This is a genomic window from Streptomyces sp. NPDC006879 (assembly GCF_042869595.1).
Lineage (GTDB): Bacteria > Actinomycetota > Actinomycetes > Streptomycetales > Streptomycetaceae > Streptomyces.
The window spans coordinates 1-19941 of sequence record NZ_JBIAGC010000018.1; the positions used below are offsets into that span (position 1 = coordinate 1).

Below are 19941 nucleotides of genomic sequence, written 5' to 3' on the forward strand. Positions count from 1 at the left end.
CAAGATCCGATGCTCGACTACCCGCATCACCGCACTCGTCCAGGCCATCCTCGCCCTGCATCTGGCCAGCTCAGAGCGATGATGGAAAAGGCTCACTGGCTGAGAAAGACCGCCGTCGGACTGCGTCACTGGCCCCTGCGTGCCGGAGCAGAAGCCGGTAGCACGCGGGCAGGGGGCCGCGCCCAGAAGCGACCAGGTCTGCGTCCGCCTCCGCGCGGGCTACTCCGCCATCGGGTAGGAGACCTTCTCGGAGAGCTTGTCGTCCTTGAAACAGAAGCGGTAGACGGTGTCCGCATCCGTGTCCGCGAGGTACCAGGAACAGTCGCTGCCGGCCGGCTGGACGGGGGCTCCCTTCTTCAGGGCCGATGTCAACACCGTCTTTCCCGAAGGCAACTTGGCGCGTACTTCGCTCTCCGGATCGCCGGTACGAACGGCTTCGTAGGTGCTGGGAGCAACCAACGTCTTGTCCGCGACCTCCATGACCTTGCCCACTCCCACGAACAGCAGCGCCACCAGCCCCACGCCCAGTACGAGGGCAACCGCGCAGCCGATCAAGCAGCCGTTCCTGCGGGCCATGTTCTTTCCTCCTGGTGTCCTCCGTGTCCGCGGCGCTCGCGGACCTCACCATCCTCACCAGAGCACGAGCGGCGGGCCGCCACCGAAAGTCGCTTACCTCCACGACGTTCGTCGCGGCCCCCGCTCCGCCGCGCCGGGAACCACGAAGGGGGGCGCGCCTGCGCCCGTGCCCACGTGGTCAGTCCGACAAGGTGAACAGCTTGCGGACCAGGCCGGGATGGTCGAGGTCGGTCGGTTCCAACAGCCTCTGCAACAGGGCGATAGCCGCTCGCCCTTCGGCCACGGGCTGCGGGAGACCCTCCCCGAAGCGGGTGGCCGGCGTCGCGGGCGGGGAGATGCGGTAGCCCCGCCAGGTGGAGCGACCGGTCAGCAGCACCAGATCGGGACTGCTCCACGCGACGAATCGGGCTGGCCCCCGCCCCTCCGCCCGAACCAGGACGGGACCGGGTAGCTCCCCGGCGAGCACGGTGGCCGCCTTCGCGGCGATCGGCGTCGCGTTGACGAAGGAACCCGTCACCTCCCAGATGCCGTCCTCGTAGGAGGCGGACAGACCTGCCTCTGCGAGGGCCTGTCTGGCTTGCGCGATCGGGTCGGCGAAACTGCGGGCCCGCTCGATGAGCGCCTCCAGGTCCTCCCCTCCCACGACGTGGGACGCCGGGGATTCGAGGATCGTCAGCAGGTCCTGGACGTCGGCCGGATCCGCGCCCGCGACCGTCTCCCGGCTGACCGTCCAGGCGGCGGCGGACGCCGGGTCCGCCTCGATCCCGTCGAGGGCTTCGTGCAGTCCGAGCAGTGACATCACGACGGCGAGCACCCCGGCGCTGCGCCGGCGCTGTTGTGGGGGCTCAGCTCGCGCGTGCTCCGGCCGTGGCGCTGTCAGGGCGCTCGCCAGGTCGGCCAGGCCGACCCGCCAGGTGTAGTCATGCTCCGGCCAGGCGCCTGCGGCCAGCAGACGCAGGTAGAGGTTGGCCACGACCAGATGGACGGGAACGAGGCGTACCGGCGCCTCGCTGGCTTCGTCGGCCAGCCGACGGGCGAGCCGTCGGATCCAGTTGCGCAGTACCGGCCACTGCTCGGGGTCGGTGGGGACTGTTGGTACCCACCCGGGCGCGGCGCCCGGCAGTTCCCTCGTCGAGAGGTCGAGGACCCCGAAGGCGAGCGCGGTGAGCGGCGCGCCGAGGTCCGTCCGGCATGCCCTAAGGTAGTCGGCCCAGTCCTCGGTGGGGGCGAGCGGGCCATCCACCCCCCGAGCGATGCGGGCCTCTTCGGCCAGCCTGTCCCTCAGGGGCCCCAGTTCGTCCTCGAAACGTCTGCCCGCCTGCGGACTGACGAGGAGTTCCTCGACCGAGTACGGATGGTCGACCCGGGGTACGGCCGGCTGCGCCGGCTCCCGCGGGGAGCTGGAGCGCGGCTGGTGCAGATGGGCGACCGCGGAAAGCGCCCAGGAGCCGTCGGCCGTACGGAAACTGGCTCGGACGGCGGCGCCTGCCGTCGCTGTGGCAGCGGGGAACACGGCACTGAGGGCACCCTCGGGGACGACTCCCAGTACCTCCCAGGTCCCTGCGGACCCGTCCGGGGATATCTCGATGCGGACCGGGCCGTCCTGTGGTCGGCGGCCGAGCACCGCTTCCACCCGCCGGCCGTCCGTGCGGGCTCCGAGCAGTACCAGGGAGGGCCTCTCCCGACGACGGCCGGCGGTGGCCAGGGTGCTGCCGGTCAGCTGGGAGGCCGGTCGGGCGCGGGTGCCGTCGGGCAACAGGGGCCGCATACCGTGGGAGAGGACGGCCAGTTCGCAGTTCGCCTGGTCCTCCCCCGCCGCCCGCCACAAGGCGGCCCGGGTCAGGTTGGCGCTACCGGCGAACGCGTGCCAGCCGGCGCGGTCGCGCCATTCGATGAGTTTTCCATGCCGTACCCGACTCTCCTCAAGAAAGTGGACGCGCGCCGTGGGATGCCCGGCGAACGCTTCACGTATCCCGCCCGAGTCGTAGCTGGACCAACGGGGCTGAAGGGCGAGGACCAGCTCCTTGGGGGCGAAGTGGTCCGCGAGGGCGCGTAGCGTCGCGCCCGTAGGGTCCACGTAGGGCGCGTACAGGCGCAGCTCGCCGACGGGACCGGTCGGGTTCAGCTGTTGGAGGAGCGGACGCTTGAGGTTGTGCACCAGGCGGGTACCTCCCGGCTCGACCGGGCCGGCCGGATCCTCCGGGGCTTCGATGTGCCGGCGGGTGAGTTCTTCGGCGAGCTCCTCCAGGTGCTCGGCCCACCAGGGGGTCATGGCGGCGACGTGGGGGAGGTCGTGCAGCCAGTCCGCGAGGTCGGCCAGTACCGCGTGGGAGGCGTCCTCCTCGGTCTCGACCACGGTCCACAGTTCGTCGTTGCTGCCCCAGCCGGTCTGGGTCGGGTTCCCGGATCCGACCGCGAGGCGGGCGGCGTGGTCTCCGAGGAGCAGAGCGATCTTGGGGTGGAAGGAGCCGTCGCAACCGGCCAACCCGTGGAGGTAGCCCCGTCCGGCCTGGCGCACGTTCACCGCCTCGTACCCTGCGACTCCCGCGTCGCCGAGAACGGCCACCCGGGCTCCCAGGGCCCGGGCCACGGGCAGGGCGACCTCCTCCAGGAAGGGCAGGTCCACGGTGTAGCCGAGGAGGAGGAACTCCCGCAGCGGAGCACTGTCGGGACGTTCCAGCCACTCGCGCAGCAAGGTGAGCGGTGAGGCGAACGTCGTGTGCACTTGCCCGGTCATACGGCCACATCCAGTGTCTCCCGGCCCACGGACGTCAACCGTCGGGCCGTCCTCCCCGGCCGTCGAAGTGGCCGAGCTGTTCCCCGCCGAAGCCTAATTCCGGCACTCGGGTTCCGATCACCAGGTGGGCAACGCAACCCACTGTGAAATAGAGCTCGTTACTCATCCCCGGTCCGAGGGAACCAGCGGGGTGACGAGCCGCCTGCGGCCGGGGCGGCTTGCGGCCCCGGGTCCGGGGTGTCCGCGCGGGGGCGGCGCTGCGGGCACGCTCCCGGCCTGCGCAGGACGGGTCACCCGGCACGGGTCGGCACGACAACGCGTCCACCGTGTTCCGCGGTGGGCGTAGGCCGTTCGCCGGGCCCGCGGCCAGTCGCCCGAGCTCGCACGGGCACGGCGGCTAGGTTGTGCCGCCATGGCGAAGAGCACGGTGAAGAGCGTCGATCGGCGGGCCAGAGGGCCGTTCCCGCGGCTGCGCAAACAGCTGAGGAACTCGTTCCTCTTCATCCCGTTCACGGGTCTGGCGTGTGGGTGGTTTCTGGCGACGGCGGTAGTCCAACTCGACACCTTCATCCACGAGTTGGACACCCGCTGGGAGAACGTCAACCTCCAGGGGGTGTGGTTCCTGCGGACCGCGCAGGACCTCGGCGCATCGGCGAAGACCGCGGTGGGCACGATGAGCGCCGCCATGCTCACCTTCATCGGCGTGGTCTTCTCGATCACCCTGGTGGCCCTACAGATGGCGGCGGGGCAGTTCTCGCCACGCGTGCTGCGGATCTACGTGGAGAGCGGGGTCACCAAGCTGACCCTGGCCGTGTTCCTGTGCACGTTCCTGTACACCCTGCGGATCCAGAAGGAATACACGGCGTCGGAGCGTCCAGCCGATGCGGTGATCCCCTACACGGGAGCCTCGCTGGCGATGGGCTTCGTCGTCCTGAGCCTGGTGCTGTTCGTCGTGTACGTGCACGCCACGATCCGGCTGATGCGCGTCACCTACGTGATGGACCGGGTCTGTGAGGAAAGCCTGGGGCTGATCCGCCGCGTGGTGGTCCCGACGGAATCACCCGGGGGGCACGGGGACGCGGAGGCTGTGGCGGCCGACAGCGAGGGCCGCCCCTCGTTCGTGGTGGCACACGGCTGGCGGCCCGGAGTCCTACAGGCGGTGGACGCGGGGCGGCTGGTCCGGTTGGCACGCCGGCAGTCGGTCGTTTTGCACCTGGTGCCGAAGGTCGGGGACTTCCTCTGCCCGGGCGCCCCCCTGTACCGGGTCATCGGCGCGAATGCGCCGCGCCCCTCCGCCGTGCAGTCCGCCCTGGACATCGGCGTGGAGCGGACCACCGAGCAGGACCTGGCCTTCGGGCTGCGGCAGCTGGCGGACATCGCGGCGCGGGCCCTGTCCCCGGGCGTGAACGACCCGACGACCGCGGTGCAGGCGCTGGACCGCATCCAGGTCCTCCTCACGGCGCTGGCGGCGCAACCGCTGGGCCGGATCCACCACCGTGATGCGGAAGGCGTGATCAGGCTGGTGGAGTCGCTTCCCACCTGGCCGGAGCTCCTCGACCTGGCCTTGACCGAGGCACGGCACTACGGCGTGGAGTCGGCTCAGGTGACACGGCGGATCGCTGCCTGCCTGGACGACCTTGAGCGGCTCGTCCCCCAGGACCGGCGGCCCCCCTTGCGCCTGCACCGGGAGCTTTTGGAAGAGGAGGTGCGGGCCCGGAGCAGTTCGACGCAGCAAGGGGACTTCGCGCTGCGGCCGGACCGGCAAGGCATCGGTTGAAGGTCCTCTCCGGTGCGGGGTAGCACCCGCATGCGACCCATTCCCCGACCGCGGTCCGGCAGGTCAGCGGAAAGGGCCGCATGCGGGTGTGGTCAGGGGGACGTACTGACCTGGAGGGTGGTGCGGCGGCCCCCGGACGCCTCCTTCACCACGGTGATGCGGGTACCGGTGTCGGGTACCTTGACCCCCACCTGCGGCAGGTCAGGGTTCCAGTAGACGCCGGTGTGATCGTCGAAGACCGGCACGGCCGGGCTCTGCGGAATGAGGGCCGCAACCCCGCCCCGGTGCAGTACCAGCTCGTCGCTGGGCCGCAGCGAGAACGGCGCGTCGAAGGTCTGGGCGCGGGCGTTGACGAGGCTCCCGTCCGCGTACCGCAGGGCCTGCGGACGGGCGTCGATGGGCAGGAGCATGCCGGCGCCGGGGTGGGAGCTGGTGGTGTTGTCGCTGTAGGCGGTGTCCCAGAGCCAGATCAGCACGCCCTGCTGGTACGGGTAGAACTCGACGGTGTCCTTCTTCTCCGGCCGCTGCGGATCAGCGCTCCAACCGAAGTTGTAGGGACCCGTCTTGAGGTAGCGGCCGTAGCCGGTGTAGCGGCGGTTCTCGGCGAGGTAGGCACGGGGGTGCTCGGCGATGCCGTGCCGCCCCTCGGTGCGGGTCCACTTGAGCGCAGTCCAGCCGGCCGCACCCTGTTCGGCGCCGTCACGTAGCAGTTCACGACCGTCGGCGGTGAGCTTGATGTCGTCGAAGGTGACTCCCCTGCCGTGCGTGTTGCTGTCGGAGGTCACCCGGAGCCTCAGCTGCACCACTTGCCCGGCGAACTGCCCCAACGGCACTGAGAGCGGGACCCAGCTGTCGGAGGTTCCGGAGACTCCCTTCTCGGGGATCGGCACCCCGCCGACGGTTCCGGCCAGCGCCGCCCACTGCCTGCCGCCGTCGCTGGACGCTTCCACGGTCAGGTAGTCGAAGTCCTGCTCGATGTCGAACCACACCTGCGCGTCCAGAGCCGCCTGCGCCCCGGCGGCGAGGGCCGTCAGGTCGACCTCGCGACTGAGGGTGTTGTCCATGTAGTCGCCTGTCCCACTCCACCACTGGCTTGCGCCCTGGTAGGGGTCGACGAGTTCGGTGCTGGTCTTCGACGGCGGGAGGTGGACGAGGAGGGCCTGCGGGTCCTGTGTCTGGTACGAGGAGACGCCGAGCACGGCCCGGGTACGACGCCCGGCGTCGGCCTCCGTGTAGTCGAGCCAACCGAGCTGGAGCTTGCTCCAGGCATCGAGGTCGCCGGGGAAGTCGCCCGTGGTATTGCGGCCCTTGGCGAGGTAGGAGCCGGAGGACATCAGCGACCAGAAGTTGACGCTGTTGTCACCGTCGAAGCTGTACAGGTCGGGGAGGCCGAGGTCATGGCCGAACTCGTGCGCGAAGAGGCCGGCGCCACTGTTCTCGCCCCCCGTGAGATAGTCACCGGCCCAGATTCCGGAGTCGCCGACCGGGGTACCGCCGGCCTTGTTGCCCTCCGGGCCTGCCGTGCCCGCCTGGTTCCAGTACGCGAACCAGCGGTGGGCCCAGACGGCGTCGGTGCCCTGGGCTCCGCCGCCCCAGGTCTGGTCCTTGCCGGCGTGCACGACCACGAGGTGGTCCAGGTACCCGTCGGGCTCGTTGAAGTTCCCGTCGTGGTCGGCGTCGTAGCGGTCCCAGACGTCGTACTCCGCCAGTTGCGCCTTGATCTGTGCCGGGCTGCGCCCCTTGGCCCGCTCGGTGAAGTACCAGGCGTTGGTGGCGTCTCGGATCATGTCCCAGTTGGTGCGGCACTGACCGGGCTCGGAGCAGTTGTCCGTGCCGTAGCGCGCCTCGTTCCACGGCAGCCGCACCCAGTCGGTGACATGACCGTCCATGTCGTAGCGCCCCGAGGACTGGAGTCGGTAGTAGTTGCGAAGGCTGACGGCGCCGGGAGCGGTCCCGAAGAACTGCTCCTGGTAGTAGGAGCGGTCGAAGTCCCGGCGCCAGACCGTGTGGTTGTCGGCCCTGGGGGGCTTGGTGATGGCGTTGTGCCGCGGGCCGGGGGTGCCGCCGAAGCGTGGCTTGCCCTCGAACTCCGTGGTGGTGTCGACCTGGTCCCCGAACTCGGCCAGGATGACGAACACCTTGTCCTTGCGCTCCTGGGCGAGCTCGACGTAGTCCCTGCCGACCTTGACGCGGCCCGGCAGCCGGCCCTGGGCCTGCTTCTTGATCCGCCCGGCGGCGACCTGTTCCAGCGCTTGGCGGCGCAGGGCCTGGCGCCGCGCCTCCGCCGGGGCCGGAGGGGGTGCGGCGGCGTGCCGGGGTCCGTCTGGCTGAGCCGCGGAAGCGGTCCGTGCGGCGAGGTCGGATGCGGGGGGCGTGGTTTGAGCCGCCGCCAGTGCGGGAGCAGCCAGGAGGGCGAAGGATATCGCCGCACCCACCGCGATGAGTCTGCGCAACGTTCGGTTCCTTTCGGGGAGTTGGACCGATCAGAGCGCAGGTAATATTTCACATGTCACGTGTGATGGAAAGGTTTGTGATGTGACATCGTCACATCACATGCGGGCCACTCCGGCGTCCAACCCTCCGCAGCCGCGAAGGGCCGTCCCACGCACCGCCCCCTACGGCCCGCCCGAGGGCCCACTCCACGGCGGGCCTGCCGAATACACCGGACTTCCGCTCCACCAGCCGCCACTCGGTCCGCTGAAGATGCGGTGGGACCGCATCCCGGCGCATTCTGGCTGTGTGAGCTGGTACGGCGTGGCCGGACGCGCCCCGTTGACGGAGAGCGAGGCGATGACGGAAAGACCGCACCGCATCGCCCAGGTCCCCGACGGGCTACCGAGGGTTCTCGCACAGGCCGGAGCCGCCGCCATCACCGCCATTGGCGGCTACGCCGGCGCCCTCTACCTGCGCTCGGAGAGCCGCGGACTCCTGCGTCTGGCCATTCTCATCGGCCTGCCCGGCCCGCTCTTTCGCCCTTGGTGGCGGATGCACGCCAATCGCCCCTTCCCGATCGCCGAGACCTACCGGACGGGCCACGCCATCCACCTGGCCAACGCGGAAGAGGGGATGCGCCGCTTCCCCCAGCTGATGGCCAGCCTTCCGTACCCCTTCGGCTCGCACTACATGCCCGTGTTCAGCGGTCCGGACAAGTTCGGGGTGCTGGTGACCGTCGGCCCGGCCCGCCCCGGTTCGCCGGTCGTGACCGCCGAACAGCTGCGGTTGCACCGCATCGCATCAGGACTCGCCGACGACCTCGACCAGCTCGCCTCGGCCGGCACACCGGTGCGCTGGGACGGCCCACCGGTCTCGGTCCGACTACCCGCGCCGGGTACTCCACCCGCCCGAACCGGCCGCTTCGCCTGGGACCTGGACAGTGGGGCCGTCGCGGTGGACGCCGGTCTGTGCACGCTCATCGGGAGCGACCCCGCACGCCCCCCGGGCACCATCGACGCGTTGACCGCACACTGGTTCCCGGACGACGTACTCGGCCTGTGGGCCACCGCCCGCCAGGCCACCGATGCGGCCCGACCGCCCTCCGGGGAACTCGGGGAACGCGAAACCGGTGAACCGGAGGTGGACGAACCCGGCGTGGACGAACCCGAGAACCCCGAGGCCAAGGTGGCCGCCAGCACACCGGTGCCCGAGCAGGGCGCCGCGCGCAGAGCCGGCGTGGAGCCCACCGCCGTCGCCGCCGCCAACCCCTCCCCTGCGTCCCACGTTCACCGCATCGGCGTAAGGGGCCCAGCCGGACGCCCCTACGTACTCGAACTGTGGGTCGACCCGCCCTTCGCCCCGCTCGGCGAGTCCGATCCGGCCCGTCGGCTGACCGGCCTCCTCATGGATCTCGGCGACCTCGCCGACGGTCGCACCGGTGCGACCGCGGCCGATCTGCTGCCCCAGCCCATCGTCGCCGCCGACCGCCTCGGCCTCATCACCTACGCGAACGACAGCGCCGTCCAGCTCCTCGAAACCCCGCGCGGCGAACTGCTGGGCCACGCGCTGTGGGACGCCCTGCCCTGGCTGGCGCACCCCGCCTACGAGGACCACTTCCGCTCGGTCCTGCTGACTTCGGAACCAGTGCACTTCCTGGCCCGGCGCGGTACCTCCGAATGGTTGTCGGTCTCCCTCTACCCCGGCCGAGAGGGGCTGACCGCGACGCTGGCCACCGCTGAGCACCCGGCCTACGCGCCCGGGACGATCACACAGCCCGGCGACGGAACCGATTCTCCCGCCGACCGGGCCAGCGCTCTTTACCGCCCCGTGGCACTGGCCATCGCCCTGACCGAAGCCGTCACCGCCCGCCAGGTGTCCGCAGTGGTCACCGACGAACTGCTACCCGCCTTCGGCGGCCGGCAGCTGGCCATCTACCTCCTCAACGACCGGCACCTGTATCTCGCCTGGGAAACCGGCTTCCCCCAGGGGTTCTTGAACCGCTTCGACGGAGTGGGGCTGGACGCCAAACTACCGGGCGTGGAGACGCTGACCAGCGGGCGTCCCATCTTCTTCGAGTCCATGGAGCACCTGGCAGCCGCCTATCCGGGCATCCCGCTGGACTCCAACATCGGAGCCCGTGCCTTCCTCCCCCTCATCGCCTCGGGCCGCCCCGTGGGGTCCTGCATCCTGGGCTTCGACCGACCGCGCGGTTTCAGCCCCGAGGAGCGCACCGTCCTGACCGCCCTCGCCGGGCTGATCGCCCAGGCGCTCCAGCGGGCGCAGCGCTACGACACCGAGTCGGCGGTCGCCCGCGGACTGCAGTCAGCCCTGCTGCCGCACCGCCTCCCGGTGCTCCAGCACGTCGACACCGTAGGCCGCTACCTGCCCGGAACGCAGACCATGGAGGTCGGCGGGGACTGGTATGACGTGATCGAGACCGGTCGCGGGCTGCTCGCCCTCGTCATCGGCGACGTTCAGGGCCACGGGGTTGCCGCCGCCGCGACCATGGGTCAACTACGCAGTGCAGTACGCGCCTTCGCGCTCAGCGGCAGCGACCCCCAAGCGGTGATCAGCGGTACCAACCGGCTGCTCATCGACCTCGACCCCGGTCAGTTCGCCAGCTGCTGCTACATCCTCCTCGACCCTCGAACCGGAGCAGCCCAGGCCGTGCGCGCCGGACACCCACAGCCGCTACTGCGTCACCCGGACGGCCACACCGTGGTGCTCGACCTGCCGGGCGGCGTGGTCCTCGGGGTGGCCGACGAAGCCACCTACCCCGTGACCGAACTACACCTGGCACCGGGAGACGTGCTGGCGCTGTTCACCGACGGGCTGGTCGAGAATCCCGGCGTCGACATCGACGAGGGCATCGAGCACCTGAGGCGAACCCTCGCCCAAGCCCTGCCGGCCTCCCTGGCCACCACCGCGGACCGGCTGATCAGCGAGGCCGGACAGACCCTGGACCGTCCCGACGACATCGCGCTGCTCCTCGCCGCGCGCTGGCAGGCGCCATGAGTACCCCGGACATGACCGGAGAGACCGGCCTGCCCGGTCCCTTCGACCTCTCGCGGGCGGCCACGGCGGTCCTCGACGACGCAGGTCTCGTGCTCGGCTGGAGCCCCACCGCCGAGACGCTGCTGGGCCACTCGGACTCCGAGGTGATGGGCCGTCCGCTCGCCGCGCTGAGCGCCGCCGACACCCCTCCCGAGGTGGCCACTGACTTCGACCGTCGCATCCTCGACCTGCGCCACCGCGATGGCCACACCGTGCGGGTCACTGCTTCACTACACCGCCTGTGCCCCCCAAAGGACGGCCCCTCCCGGCTGTTGGTGATGGCCCGGACGACTCAGGTGGAGCACTGGGAGGCCCAGCAGGCGATGCTGCGCGGCCTGGCCACCCAGTCCCCGGTCGGGCTGGCCATCTACGACCAGGACCTACGGGTGGTGTGGACGAACCAGGCGCTGAACGTGGAGATGGGCCCGTTGCAGTACGCCGGGATCGGCCCCGACGACATGGTCACCCACGGGGTGGTGCTCACCGAGGGCTACCCGGACACCCTGGAAGCGGTCATGCGAGACGTCCTGGCCACCGGAGAGACCGTGGTCGAACTCCACTACCGCGGCAGGCCGGGAGTCGACCCGCAGCGTGACCACGTCTGGTCCTGCACCTACTACCAGCTCCATGACGCCGCCGGTGCCACACTAGGCGTCTGCGAGGAGACGGTGGACATCACCGACCGCTACCTGGCACAACAGCGCTTGGACCTGCTCGTCCGTGCCGGCGCCGGCATCGGCACCACCTTGGACATGGCCCAGACCGCCCGGGAACTGTCGACGGTGGCCGTTCCCCAGTTCGCCGACGAGGTCACCGTCGACCTGCTGACGGCCGTGCTGGAGGGCGAGCGGCCCATGCCCGGAGCCGTGCCCACCGGCCCCATGGTCCGGGTGTGGGGCCCGCCCACGACGTTGGCCACCCGGCCCTCCGCGCCGCAGGGCGAAGGCGCCGAACTGGCCCTGCCACTGCGAGCGGAGGGGGCCATCCTCGGTGTGGTCACGTTCGTGTGGCGGCTCCCGTTCGGGCCGCTGGACGCTTCGGAACGCTCGGTGGCCGAAGAACTCGTCGCCCGTACCGCGGTCTGCATCGACAACGCCCGCCGGTTCACCAGGGAGCACGCCGCGGCACTCATGCTCCAGCGCAGCCTGTTGCCGCGCAGCCTGCCCAGGCTGTCCGCGGTGGACCTCGCCCACCGATATCTGCCGGCCGACAGCCGGGCGGGGGTCGGCGGCGACTGGTTCGACGTGATCGCTCTGTCCGGCACCCGGGTGGGGCTGGTGGTCGGTGACGTGGTCGGCCACGGGCTGCGGGCAGCGGCAACGATGGGGCGCATCCGCACCAGCGTCCGCGCCCTCGCGCGGCTCGACCTGCCGCCCGACGAACTCCTGTCCCGCCTCGACGACTTGGTCGCACAGGCCGCCAACGAGCGCTCCGTCACCCTCATCGAGGGCGAAAGCGTCCCCGAGGACGAAGCGCTCGGCGTGACCTGCCTCTACGCCGTGTACGACCCGGTGACGGGCGCCTGCGCGATGGCGCGTGCCGGCCATCCGCTCCCGGCCATCGTGGACCCCGACAGCGGTGCGGCCTCCTTCCCCGAACTCCCGGCCGGACCGCCGCTGGGCCTGGGCGGGCTCCCCTTCGAGTCGGTGGAGATGACCTTGCCACCCGGTTCACTGATCGCGATGTACACCGACGGTCTGGTACGCACCCGCGACCGTGACCTGGACGACCAACTCGACACCCTGCGGCACGTCCTGGCGGACCACACCCGTCCCTTGAACGAGCTGTGCGACCGGGTGGTGGAGATGCTCCAGCCCTCGGCCTCGGATGATGACGCGGCGATGCTGCTGGTCCGCACCCATGTACTGGGCAACCACCAGGTCGCCGTCTGGGACCTCACTGCCGACCCGGAGATGGTGGCCTCCGCACGGGCCGCCGTCGCCTCGCAGGTCACGGCCTGGGGACTCGAAGAACTGGTGTTCACCACCGAGCTGGTGGTGAGTGAGCTGGTCACCAACGCCATCCGCTACGCTCCCGCCGGCCCCATCCAGCTCCGCCTGATCCGCGATCAGACACTGATCTGCGAGGTCTCCGACAGCGGACACACCACTCCGCACCTGCGGCGCGCGGCCAACGACGACGAAGGGGGCCGAGGTCTGTTCCTGATCGCCCAGCTCACCCAGCAATGGGGCACCCGCTACACCTCCACCGGCAAGACCATCTGGGCCGAGCAGCAGCCCGACGCGGCCGGCCTCCCCCGGCTCGATTGAGAATCGAGAAGGGCGAGGAGAAGAAGCCCAGTTGGGCCACGGAAAATCGGGCACACCCGACCTCTCGCTTCGGGGTATCCTCCATGGATGCAGCAGTCGTCATGCCTGAACTGGTGGCGCTCCACATAGGAGCGGCCACAAAATCCTGCATGACCGGGGCCGTTCTACGGGACGGCCCTTTCGTATGCCCTGGATCAGGGGTTGCGCCGTCCAGACGGCCTCAGACGACCCAGACCAGGAGAGCTCATGACCATCGAGACCCATACCCCGGCAGGCCCTTCCGGCTCCCCGGGCACAGCCCTGGACCCCTCCACCGCACAAGCGCGCAGCGCGGCCCTGGAGGAGGAAGTCCGACGGAATCCGGGGCGCTTTCGCGTACTGACGGGAGATCGCCCGACGGGGAGACTGCACCTGGGCCACTACTTCGGCACCCTTTGTAACAGGGTGCGTCTACAGCAGCTCGGTGTGGAGATGTTCGTGGTGATCGCGGACTACCAGGTCCTGACCGACCGTGACGTGGCAGTCGACCCGAGCGGACACGTCGAGGAGCTGGTGCTCGACTACCTGGCCATCGGCCTGGACCCGGACCACAGCACGATCTTCACCCACAGTGCCGTCCCTGCGCTCAACCAACTGCTGCTGCCCTTCCTCAGCCTCGTCTCCGTTGCCGAACTGGGCCGAAACCCCACCGTGAAGGACGAGATCGCCTACTCACGACAGTCCACGGTGAGCGGCCTGATGTTCACCTACCCCGCGCACCAGGCGGCCGACATCCTGTGCTGCAAGGCCAACCTCGTCCCCGTCGGGCAGGACCAGCTCCCCCACCTCGAACTCACCCGCACCGTGGCCCGTCGCTTCAACGACCGCTACGGAGAGCGCGAAGGGGTGTTCCCCGAGCCTGAAGCGCTGCTCTCCAACGCCCCGCTCCTCCTCGGTACGGACGGGACGAAGATGAGCAAGAGCCGGGGCAACGCCATCACCCTGGCCGCCGGCTCCGATGAGACGGCTCGACTGCTCCGCGGCGCGCGGACGGACTCCGATCGCCACATCGCCTACGATCCGGCGGCTCGCCCCGAAGTGGCCTCCCTCCTTCTTCTGACCGCCCTCTGTCAGGGCCGGACCCCGCAGGAAGTGGCCGCGGACATCGGTGACGCAGGCGCGGCGGCCTTGAAGAAGTCCGCCACCGAAGCGGTCAACGAACACCTGGCGCCGATCCGGGCGCGCCGAGCCCTGTACGCGCAGGATCGCGGCTACCTCCGCCGGCTGCTGCGCGCCGGCAACGAACGGGCCCGGGAGGTCGCCGAGGCCACGCTCGGCGAAGTCCGTGCAGCGATGGGCACCGCGTACTGACCCCTCCGCACCCTCGCCTGGCGCAGAAGGCGGTGAATCGTTCGACGCCGTCCGCAGCCAGGGTTGACGAGGAACGACGCCCACCGCCCCTGCCGCATGGCAGATGCCAGCACACACTCATGGGGGTGGTGCCTTCGGTTGGGCGAGTCCGATCGGCGTCGGGCTCCAGGGCGAGGCGCTGAGGCCGGCGGGCGGGTGCGCGGCAGCCGCCGGGCAGACGAAAACGGGCGTGCCGGATCGCGGCAGCTGATGCCGCAGGATCATCGCGGTCGTTCGTCCCGGCACCTCACCCGCCCCCGGAACGACCTGGAGGCCGCATCGGAACCATCCGATGCGGCCTCTGATCTACGACTCCTTCGAGTCGGGACGACAGGATTTGAACCTGCGACCCCTTGACCCCCAGTCAAGTGCGCTACCAAGCTGCGCCACGTCCCGATGCCCGCTGGCCTGGGGTTTCCCCTCGGCTCGGCGTGCAAGAAGAACACTACCAAACGTGAGGGCATGCACCGTCCCGGGGACGCTCGGGGCAGGATGGAGGTGTGGAGCACAACGAGACGCAGGGCGAGGCACGGGACCGAGACCCACAGGGGCGGGCTCGCAGCTCGCGACCGCGCGACGGGCTCGGACGGCCGCTGCCGTACGGAAGCCCCGGCGTGGAGCGACAGCCCGAGGGCGTGCTACGCACCCCGGAGGAGACCGTGCGCGATGCCCAACGCCTGTTGGACGCGGGGCTCCCGTTCCATGCGCACGAGGTGTTCGAAGACGCGTGGAAATCAGGCCCGGAGAGCGAACGGGGACTGTGGCGCTCGCTCGCCCAGCTGGCCGTCGGTCTCACGCACGCTGCCCGGGGGAACGCGACCGGCGGTGCCCGCCTGCTGCGCCGCGGCGCAGCGGTTCTGGCTGACTGGACCCCACGGCACCCCTACTCCCTCGACCTGCCCGGCCTGACGTCTTGGGCACGGGAGTTGGCCGATCTCGTGGAGGAAGCCCCTCATGCGTTGGACGCGGCCTCCTGCGCGCCCCGGCTGCGCGGGAGGTAGCCACCGCTAGGGCCACGCCGGCTGAATCAGGTCCCAGCGGTTTCCGTACAGGTCCTCGAAGACTGCGACCGATCCGTAGGGCTCGTGACGCGGCTCTTCGAGGAAACGCACTCCGGCCTTGGCCATGCGGGCGTGGTCGGCGGCGAAGTCGTCGGTGTGCAGGAAGAAGCCCACCCGGCCACCGCACTGATCGCCCACACGCTCTCGCTGTCGCGCGTCCTTGGCCCGTGCCAGCAGGAGTGCTGCGGCCCCGGCCCCCCGCGGCCGGATCACCACCCATCGGGAGCCGTCCTCCCGAGGGGTGTCCTCCACCAGCTCGAAGCCGAGGGCTCTGGTGTAGTACTCGACGGCCTCGTCGTAGTCGTGGACGAGGAGACTGATCAGGGCGAGGTGTGCGGGCATGGCCTCATCCTGCCGCACCCACCTGCGAGGAGCGCCCTCGCCTCCCGTTGGTCCGCCCAGTGGCTGGGCACTCAGCGGCCGCTGGTGGCAGCGTAGTACTGGAGATCCTGGACCTTGACGGAATCCCGCACGGGGTAGCGCAACTCCACCCGGGCCGTGACCCGCCCCTGCCGTTCCGACTGGGCGGAGCTCGTGCCGGTCCGAAGGGGCAGGAGCTCGGCGTGGAGACCGGCCGGGGCACGGTGACTGGACTTGACCTGCCCGGTGGTGGTGCGGAGGGTGGCGGGGGCGGTCAGGAAGCTCAGCACCTCGACCTTGTCGCGGGGGGTCGCCGTGCCCTCCCGCGGTCGCATGACCAGGTCTTGCGCCCCCACTGGTGTCGCGTGGGCGAACTGCGTGCGGGAGCTGAGATAGACGGTGTCCCGCACGACCTTGGGCCACTTGCCGGTCTTGAAGCGGCTCAGGTAGTACGAGGTGAGGTCGAGGTAGGCGTACCCGTTGTGCAGGGAGGGAGCGAAGTGGCTGCCCTCGGAGTAGTCATTCCAGGTGGTGAGTTGCACCCAGTCGGCGCCGCCGTCGATGGCGTGCTTCCAGGAGGAACGCAGGGTCGAGGTGTTGCCCGCCTCGTCGTAGATCCCCTGGTTGGGTCGCGCGTCTTGGACGGAGACCGGTTGCATCCAGATCTTTCCAGCGGAGTGCGCCCGGCGGGCGTCGGAGGTGCCGCCCTCCTGACCGGTGTAGCTCCGGCTGCCCCAGTCGGAGAAACCGTAGCTGATCGGGCTGAACTCCCCTGAATGGGAACCGTAGTCGAGGAACAGGGGAACGAAGGCGACCTCGATGCGATGCTGTTGACGCATACGGTCGAGCATCTGCTTCCACCAACCGACGTCCTGCGCCTCGGCCTTGAAGGGGGACACCACCAGGCGTCCGTCGGAGAGTCGATGGGCGGCGGGCTTGGCCGCGAGGCGAGCGAGGGCGTCGGCGAGGGCCACCGGGTCGGCCCGTAGCGAGGTCATGTCCGGCATCAACATGACCTTGAAGGCGGGGTCGACCGAAGCCGCCGCGTCCAGCAGTTCGTTGGACCGCTCCCAGTTCTTCCCGGTGAGGGAGAGCAGGTCGAGGCTGAACCCGTCGATTCCGGCGGCCCGTGCGGTGCGGACCTCCTCTCGCAGGTTCGCCAGTTCCCAGTCCCCCGACTTGGGGGCGACCGGCAGGGGGCGGTCGCGCAGCAGGCCGCCGTAGCGCTCGTGCTTGCCCGATTCGCCGCCTGGTTGCAGGTAGTTGCGGGTGTAGTAGTCGCGTTCCGAGGGTTCGTTGTCGAGCGAGAGCGGATAGGGGGTGAAGTAGTGGGCGAAGACCAGTCGTCGGCTCCCCCGCAGCGTCTTGGCGGAGGGCATGTCGAAGGGGAGGGCGGCGGACGCAGGTTTCGGGTCAGTGGCCATCCCGCCGCCTGGGGTGGTCGGCGGCTCGACCGGGGCCGGCGTGGGGCGGGCCAGCGCGGTCGCCGACGGAATGGTCGTCGGCGGTTCGGAGCGGGTGGCGGGCGTCCGGCCGGACGGGGTGACCGACCAGGGCTGGCCGATCTGTGGGGCCTGGGCCTTGGAACCACCGGAGACGGAGAAGGGGTCCCACGCTATTCCGGTGGCCGCGCTGATGCCGAGGATCAAGAAGGCCGACGCCAGGGAGACGACCAGGGTGCGACGGCCGCGACGACTCCCGTGCTGGCGGTGCGAGGCGGGCTGGGCACGGTGGCCGGACCGGTGGCCTTCGGCCCGGCCGTCCGGTTTCCGCCTGCTTCCGGAACTCTCCGCCTTCATGGTGCTCTTCCCTCCCCGAGCCGTCCCCCACGGTGCGGGACGTGGGCAGTAGTAGAACGGATCCCGGCGATCAGGACAACCGCCGAGTGGTTCGTGAACCGGAGTCCGGGAGCCTGCGAAGCGGATCGGTGGGGACGTGAACGGGTCTCCCGACGGCGTGTGGTGGCACGGTGAACCGGCGCGTTCCTGGGAGGAGGACGGACCTGGGGCCCTGGTGAGCGTTGTACGAAGGTCGGGGTCAGCGCGGGGCTCGGTCCCGGGCGGGATGCCCTGGGGGGAGCTCCTGGGAACCCGGGGCGAGCCGCCTTTCCCGCGCTTCGCAGGCACTGCCGGGGGGCTGGAACGCTTCGGCTCTCCGGTGGCCGGACATCGTGGAGCTCTCGCTGTCAGGGTCTATTTATCGACTGTTGAGCGCGAGGGGGAAAGATGTGGGGACTGGAGGATGGAGGGGACATGGAGGGTACAAGCACCTTGGCTCACTGCCACCGGATGGAGCGCAATTTCAAGTTCCACACGGCAATGTCACGTGTCAGGACTCTGGCCGCGTACCGCAGACCGCTGCGCCTGACCGACGAGGCCCTCCTGGCAGGACCGGTACTCGACTGCCCGAGCGGCGCCTCCTCCTTCGGGGTCGAGGCCCGCGGGCTCGGCTCGGACGTCACCAGCGCGGACCCCGCCTACCGCCTGCCCCCGCGCACGCTGGAGCGCGTCTTCGATGAGGCGCGCACCGGCCCCGGTCGGAACTTCCTCCGGGACTACGCCAGGGATTGGGCTGGAAGCTCCTGCCACCGGCGCGGGTACCTCCCGGGCTCACCGGGCCACCTCCCCTTCCCCGACGGACGTTTCGTGCTCACCGTCTCGGTCTCCCCGCTGATCGGTCTCCGTGGGCCGCAAGACCCGGTCAGGGCACTGCTGGAGATGACCCGGGTCACCGCGCCGACCGGCCAGGTACGCGTGGCACTGCTGTCGGTGCCGGGCTGCCGCGGGCCGGTGGCCGTGGACTTCCTGCGGCGTGAACTGGCGACCAAGGGCGTCGGCTCGGAGCTGCTCGCCCACGCCCCGTCTTCACCCGATTGCGCGCCGGGTCTCTTGGTGCTGCGCCCCGCCCCCACCGCGCACTGACCCGAACCACACGTCGCAACCTGCCGCAGGGCCCCAACGACGGTGACGGAAGTCTTACGTCGGGCGCGGGAACCCCCACAACGACCCGAGGTTCCGTAACGTCCCCCGCATGCGCGTACTTGTCACAGGAGGAGCCGGTTTCATCGGCTCGCACATCGTCACTGCGTTGCGGGAGCGGGGCCACGAGCCGCTCGTGTGGGACGCCCTGTTGCCCACGGCCCACCCGGGCGGCGCACCGGAGCTTCGCGGAGCGGAGCTGCTCCGCGGCGACGTGCGTGACTTCGACGGCGTGCGGACCGCACTGCGCGGTGTGGACGCCGTCTGTCACCAAGCAGCCATGGTCGGACTGGGGAAGGACTTCGCCGACGCGCCTGAGTACGTCAGCTGCAACGACCTGGGAACGGCGGTGCTCTTGGCCGCCATGGCCGAGTGCGGGGTTGGCCACCTGGTCCTCGCCGCCTCCATGGTGGTCTACGGCGAAGGCCGCTACCTGTGCCCGCGGCACGAACAGGTACGTCCTGGACCGAGGGCCACCGCCGATCTGACGGCGGGTCGGTTCGAACCACGCTGCCCGAACTGCGGAGCCGATCTGGTGCCCGGGCTGGTGGACGAGGACGCGCCGACCGATCCCCGCAACGTCTACGCCGCCACCAAGCTGGCCCAGGAGCACCTCGTGGGGTCCTGGGCCCGTGCCGTGGACGGTCGTGCGGTAGCCCTGCGCTACCACAACGTGTACGGACCGGGCATGCCGCGCGACACCCCCTACGCGGGGGTGGCCTCCTTCTTCCGGTCTGCGCTCGCCCGGGGAGAGGCTCCGCGGGTCTTCGAGGACGGTGCGCAGCGCCGGGACTTCATCCATGTCCGCGACGTGGCCGCGGCCAACGTGGTGGCCCTGGAAGCCGTCTGCGGCCTGGAGCGGGGCCGGCTCGTCCCCTACAACACCGGCAGCGGCGAACCGCACACGGTCGGGGAGATGGCGGGGGCGCTCGCCGCGGCCCACGGCGGGCCCGCGCCAGTGGTGACGGGCGAGTTCCGGCTGGGGGACGTACGGCACGTCACCGCGGACTCACGGCGATTGACGAAGGACCTGGGGTGGCGCCCGCAGGTCGATTTCGTCACCGGAATGACGGAGTTCGCACGGGCCGGCCAGCGAGCGAGCGCCGTCGAGCTCGCCAGCAACGCCTGACGAGAGCGGGCTCTGCGTGAGCTCGCACCCGGCGAGCGCGGGTGTCGACGTCCCCGCCCGTAGGGCAATCCGTGGCGGAGGGGGCGGGGGGGGGGGGGGGGGGGGGGGGGGGGGGGGGGCGCGCGGGGCGCGGGCGGGGGGGGGGACGGCGGAATCCGAGATGCCGGGGGAAGTGGA

Annotated in this window: 12 protein-coding genes and 1 tRNA gene; 7 read left to right on the forward strand and 6 right to left on the reverse strand. The window is 70.5% G+C overall.

The annotated features are described in order from the left end of the window. Window positions 1–219: 219 nt before the first annotated feature. The gene (locus ACFYMC_RS16015; protein ID WP_388524714.1) at window positions 220–576 is read right to left on the reverse strand and encodes a hypothetical protein; all 357 of its coding nucleotides are present in this window, start codon (window positions 574–576) and stop codon (window positions 220–222) included. Window positions 577–754: 178 nt separating this feature from the next. Continuing rightward, window positions 755–3313 carry a hypothetical protein gene (locus ACFYMC_RS16020; protein WP_388524717.1) on the reverse strand — a complete coding sequence of 853 codons (2559 nt, stop codon included), beginning with the start codon at window positions 3311–3313 and terminating at the stop codon, window positions 755–757. A gap of 412 nt (window positions 3314–3725) precedes the next feature. Here ACFYMC_RS16020 and ACFYMC_RS16025 point away from each other — a divergent pair, with 412 nt between their 5' ends. Further along, window positions 3726–5090, forward strand: a complete 1365-nt coding sequence (locus ACFYMC_RS16025) for a DUF2254 domain-containing protein (protein WP_388524720.1) — start codon at window positions 3726–3728, stop codon at window positions 5088–5090. 92 nt (window positions 5091–5182) lie between these two features. Here ACFYMC_RS16025 and ACFYMC_RS16030 read toward each other — a convergent pair whose 3' ends face one another. Then, window positions 5183–7543, reverse strand: coding sequence for an immune inhibitor A domain-containing protein (locus ACFYMC_RS16030; protein ID WP_388524723.1), 2361 nt, complete (start codon window positions 7541–7543; stop codon window positions 5183–5185). A 286-nt stretch (window positions 7544–7829) separates the two neighbouring features. On the opposite strand from ACFYMC_RS16030, the gene ACFYMC_RS16035 reads away from it, so the two are divergent. From ACFYMC_RS16035 to trpS, 3 genes are all read left to right on the forward strand, one after another. Continuing rightward, the gene (locus tag ACFYMC_RS16035; protein WP_388524726.1) at window positions 7830–10538 is read left to right on the forward strand and encodes a SpoIIE family protein phosphatase; all 2709 of its coding nucleotides are present in this window, start codon (window positions 7830–7832) and stop codon (window positions 10536–10538) included. Continuing rightward, window positions 10535–12847 carry a SpoIIE family protein phosphatase gene (locus tag ACFYMC_RS16040; protein WP_388524729.1) on the forward strand — a complete coding sequence of 771 codons (2313 nt, stop codon included), beginning with the start codon at window positions 10535–10537 and terminating at the stop codon, window positions 12845–12847. Before ACFYMC_RS16035 ends, ACFYMC_RS16040 begins: the two co-directional genes overlap by 4 nt. A gap of 246 nt (window positions 12848–13093) precedes the next feature. Next, entirely contained in the window at window positions 13094–14197 is a 1104-nt protein-coding gene (gene trpS, locus ACFYMC_RS16045) for a tryptophan--tRNA ligase (protein ID WP_388524731.1), read from the forward strand. Between the two features lie 361 nt (window positions 14198–14558). Here trpS and ACFYMC_RS16050 read toward each other — a convergent pair. Further along, window positions 14559–14632 (reverse strand) — tRNA-Pro (locus ACFYMC_RS16050). A gap of 104 nt (window positions 14633–14736) precedes the next feature. Here ACFYMC_RS16050 and ACFYMC_RS16055 point away from each other — a divergent pair. After that, window positions 14737–15237: a DUF309 domain-containing protein gene (locus tag ACFYMC_RS16055; protein WP_388524734.1), complete on the forward strand. Its 501-nt coding sequence runs from the start codon at window positions 14737–14739 to the stop codon at window positions 15235–15237. 6 nt (window positions 15238–15243) lie between these two features. Here ACFYMC_RS16055 and ACFYMC_RS16060 read toward each other — a convergent pair whose 3' ends face one another. Together ACFYMC_RS16060 and ACFYMC_RS16065 are read right to left on the reverse strand one after the other, a co-directional pair. Next, window positions 15244–15639, reverse strand: coding sequence for a VOC family protein (locus ACFYMC_RS16060; RefSeq protein ID WP_388524737.1), 396 nt, complete (start codon window positions 15637–15639; stop codon window positions 15244–15246). A gap of 71 nt (window positions 15640–15710) precedes the next feature. Continuing rightward, window positions 15711–17456 (reverse strand): endo-1,3-alpha-glucanase family glycosylhydrolase, encoded by a 1746-nt coding sequence (locus ACFYMC_RS16065; RefSeq protein ID WP_388524740.1) that lies wholly within the window; start codon window positions 17454–17456, stop codon window positions 15711–15713. A gap of 453 nt (window positions 17457–17909) precedes the next feature. Between ACFYMC_RS16065 and ACFYMC_RS16070 the strand changes: the two genes are divergently transcribed. Further along, window positions 17910–18578 (forward strand): hypothetical protein, encoded by a 669-nt coding sequence (locus ACFYMC_RS16070; RefSeq protein WP_388524743.1) that lies wholly within the window; start codon window positions 17910–17912, stop codon window positions 18576–18578. A gap of 109 nt (window positions 18579–18687) precedes the next feature. Further along, entirely contained in the window at window positions 18688–19764 is a 1077-nt protein-coding gene (locus ACFYMC_RS16075; protein WP_388524745.1) for an NAD-dependent epimerase/dehydratase family protein, read from the forward strand. Window positions 19765–19941: the final 177 nt, after the last annotated feature.

Excerpts from the sequence above, each read along its gene's own strand:
- ACFYMC_RS16015 (WP_388524714.1), bottom strand. The coding sequence starts at position 576 with ATGGCCCGCAGGAACGGCTGCTTGATCGGCTGCGCGGTTGCCCTCGTA.
- ACFYMC_RS16020 (WP_388524717.1), bottom strand. The coding sequence starts at position 3,313 with ATGACCGGGCAAGTGCACACGACGTTCGCCTCACCGCTCACCTTGCTG.
- ACFYMC_RS16025 (WP_388524720.1), top strand. The coding sequence starts at position 3,726 with ATGGCGAAGAGCACGGTGAAGAGCGTCGATCGGCGGGCCAGAGGGCCG.
- ACFYMC_RS16040 (WP_388524729.1), top strand. The coding sequence starts at position 10,535 with ATGAGTACCCCGGACATGACCGGAGAGACCGGCCTGCCCGGTCCCTTC.
- trpS (WP_388524731.1), top strand. The coding sequence starts at position 13,094 with ATGACCATCGAGACCCATACCCCGGCAGGCCCTTCCGGCTCCCCGGGC.
- ACFYMC_RS16060 (WP_388524737.1), bottom strand. The coding sequence starts at position 15,639 with ATGCCCGCACACCTCGCCCTGATCAGTCTCCTCGTCCACGACTACGAC.
- ACFYMC_RS16065 (WP_388524740.1), bottom strand. The coding sequence starts at position 17,456 with ATGAAGGCGGAGAGTTCCGGAAGCAGGCGGAAACCGGACGGCCGGGCC.
- ACFYMC_RS16070 (WP_388524743.1), top strand. The coding sequence starts at position 17,910 with ATGGAGGGTACAAGCACCTTGGCTCACTGCCACCGGATGGAGCGCAAT.
- ACFYMC_RS16075 (WP_388524745.1), top strand. The coding sequence starts at position 18,688 with ATGCGCGTACTTGTCACAGGAGGAGCCGGTTTCATCGGCTCGCACATC.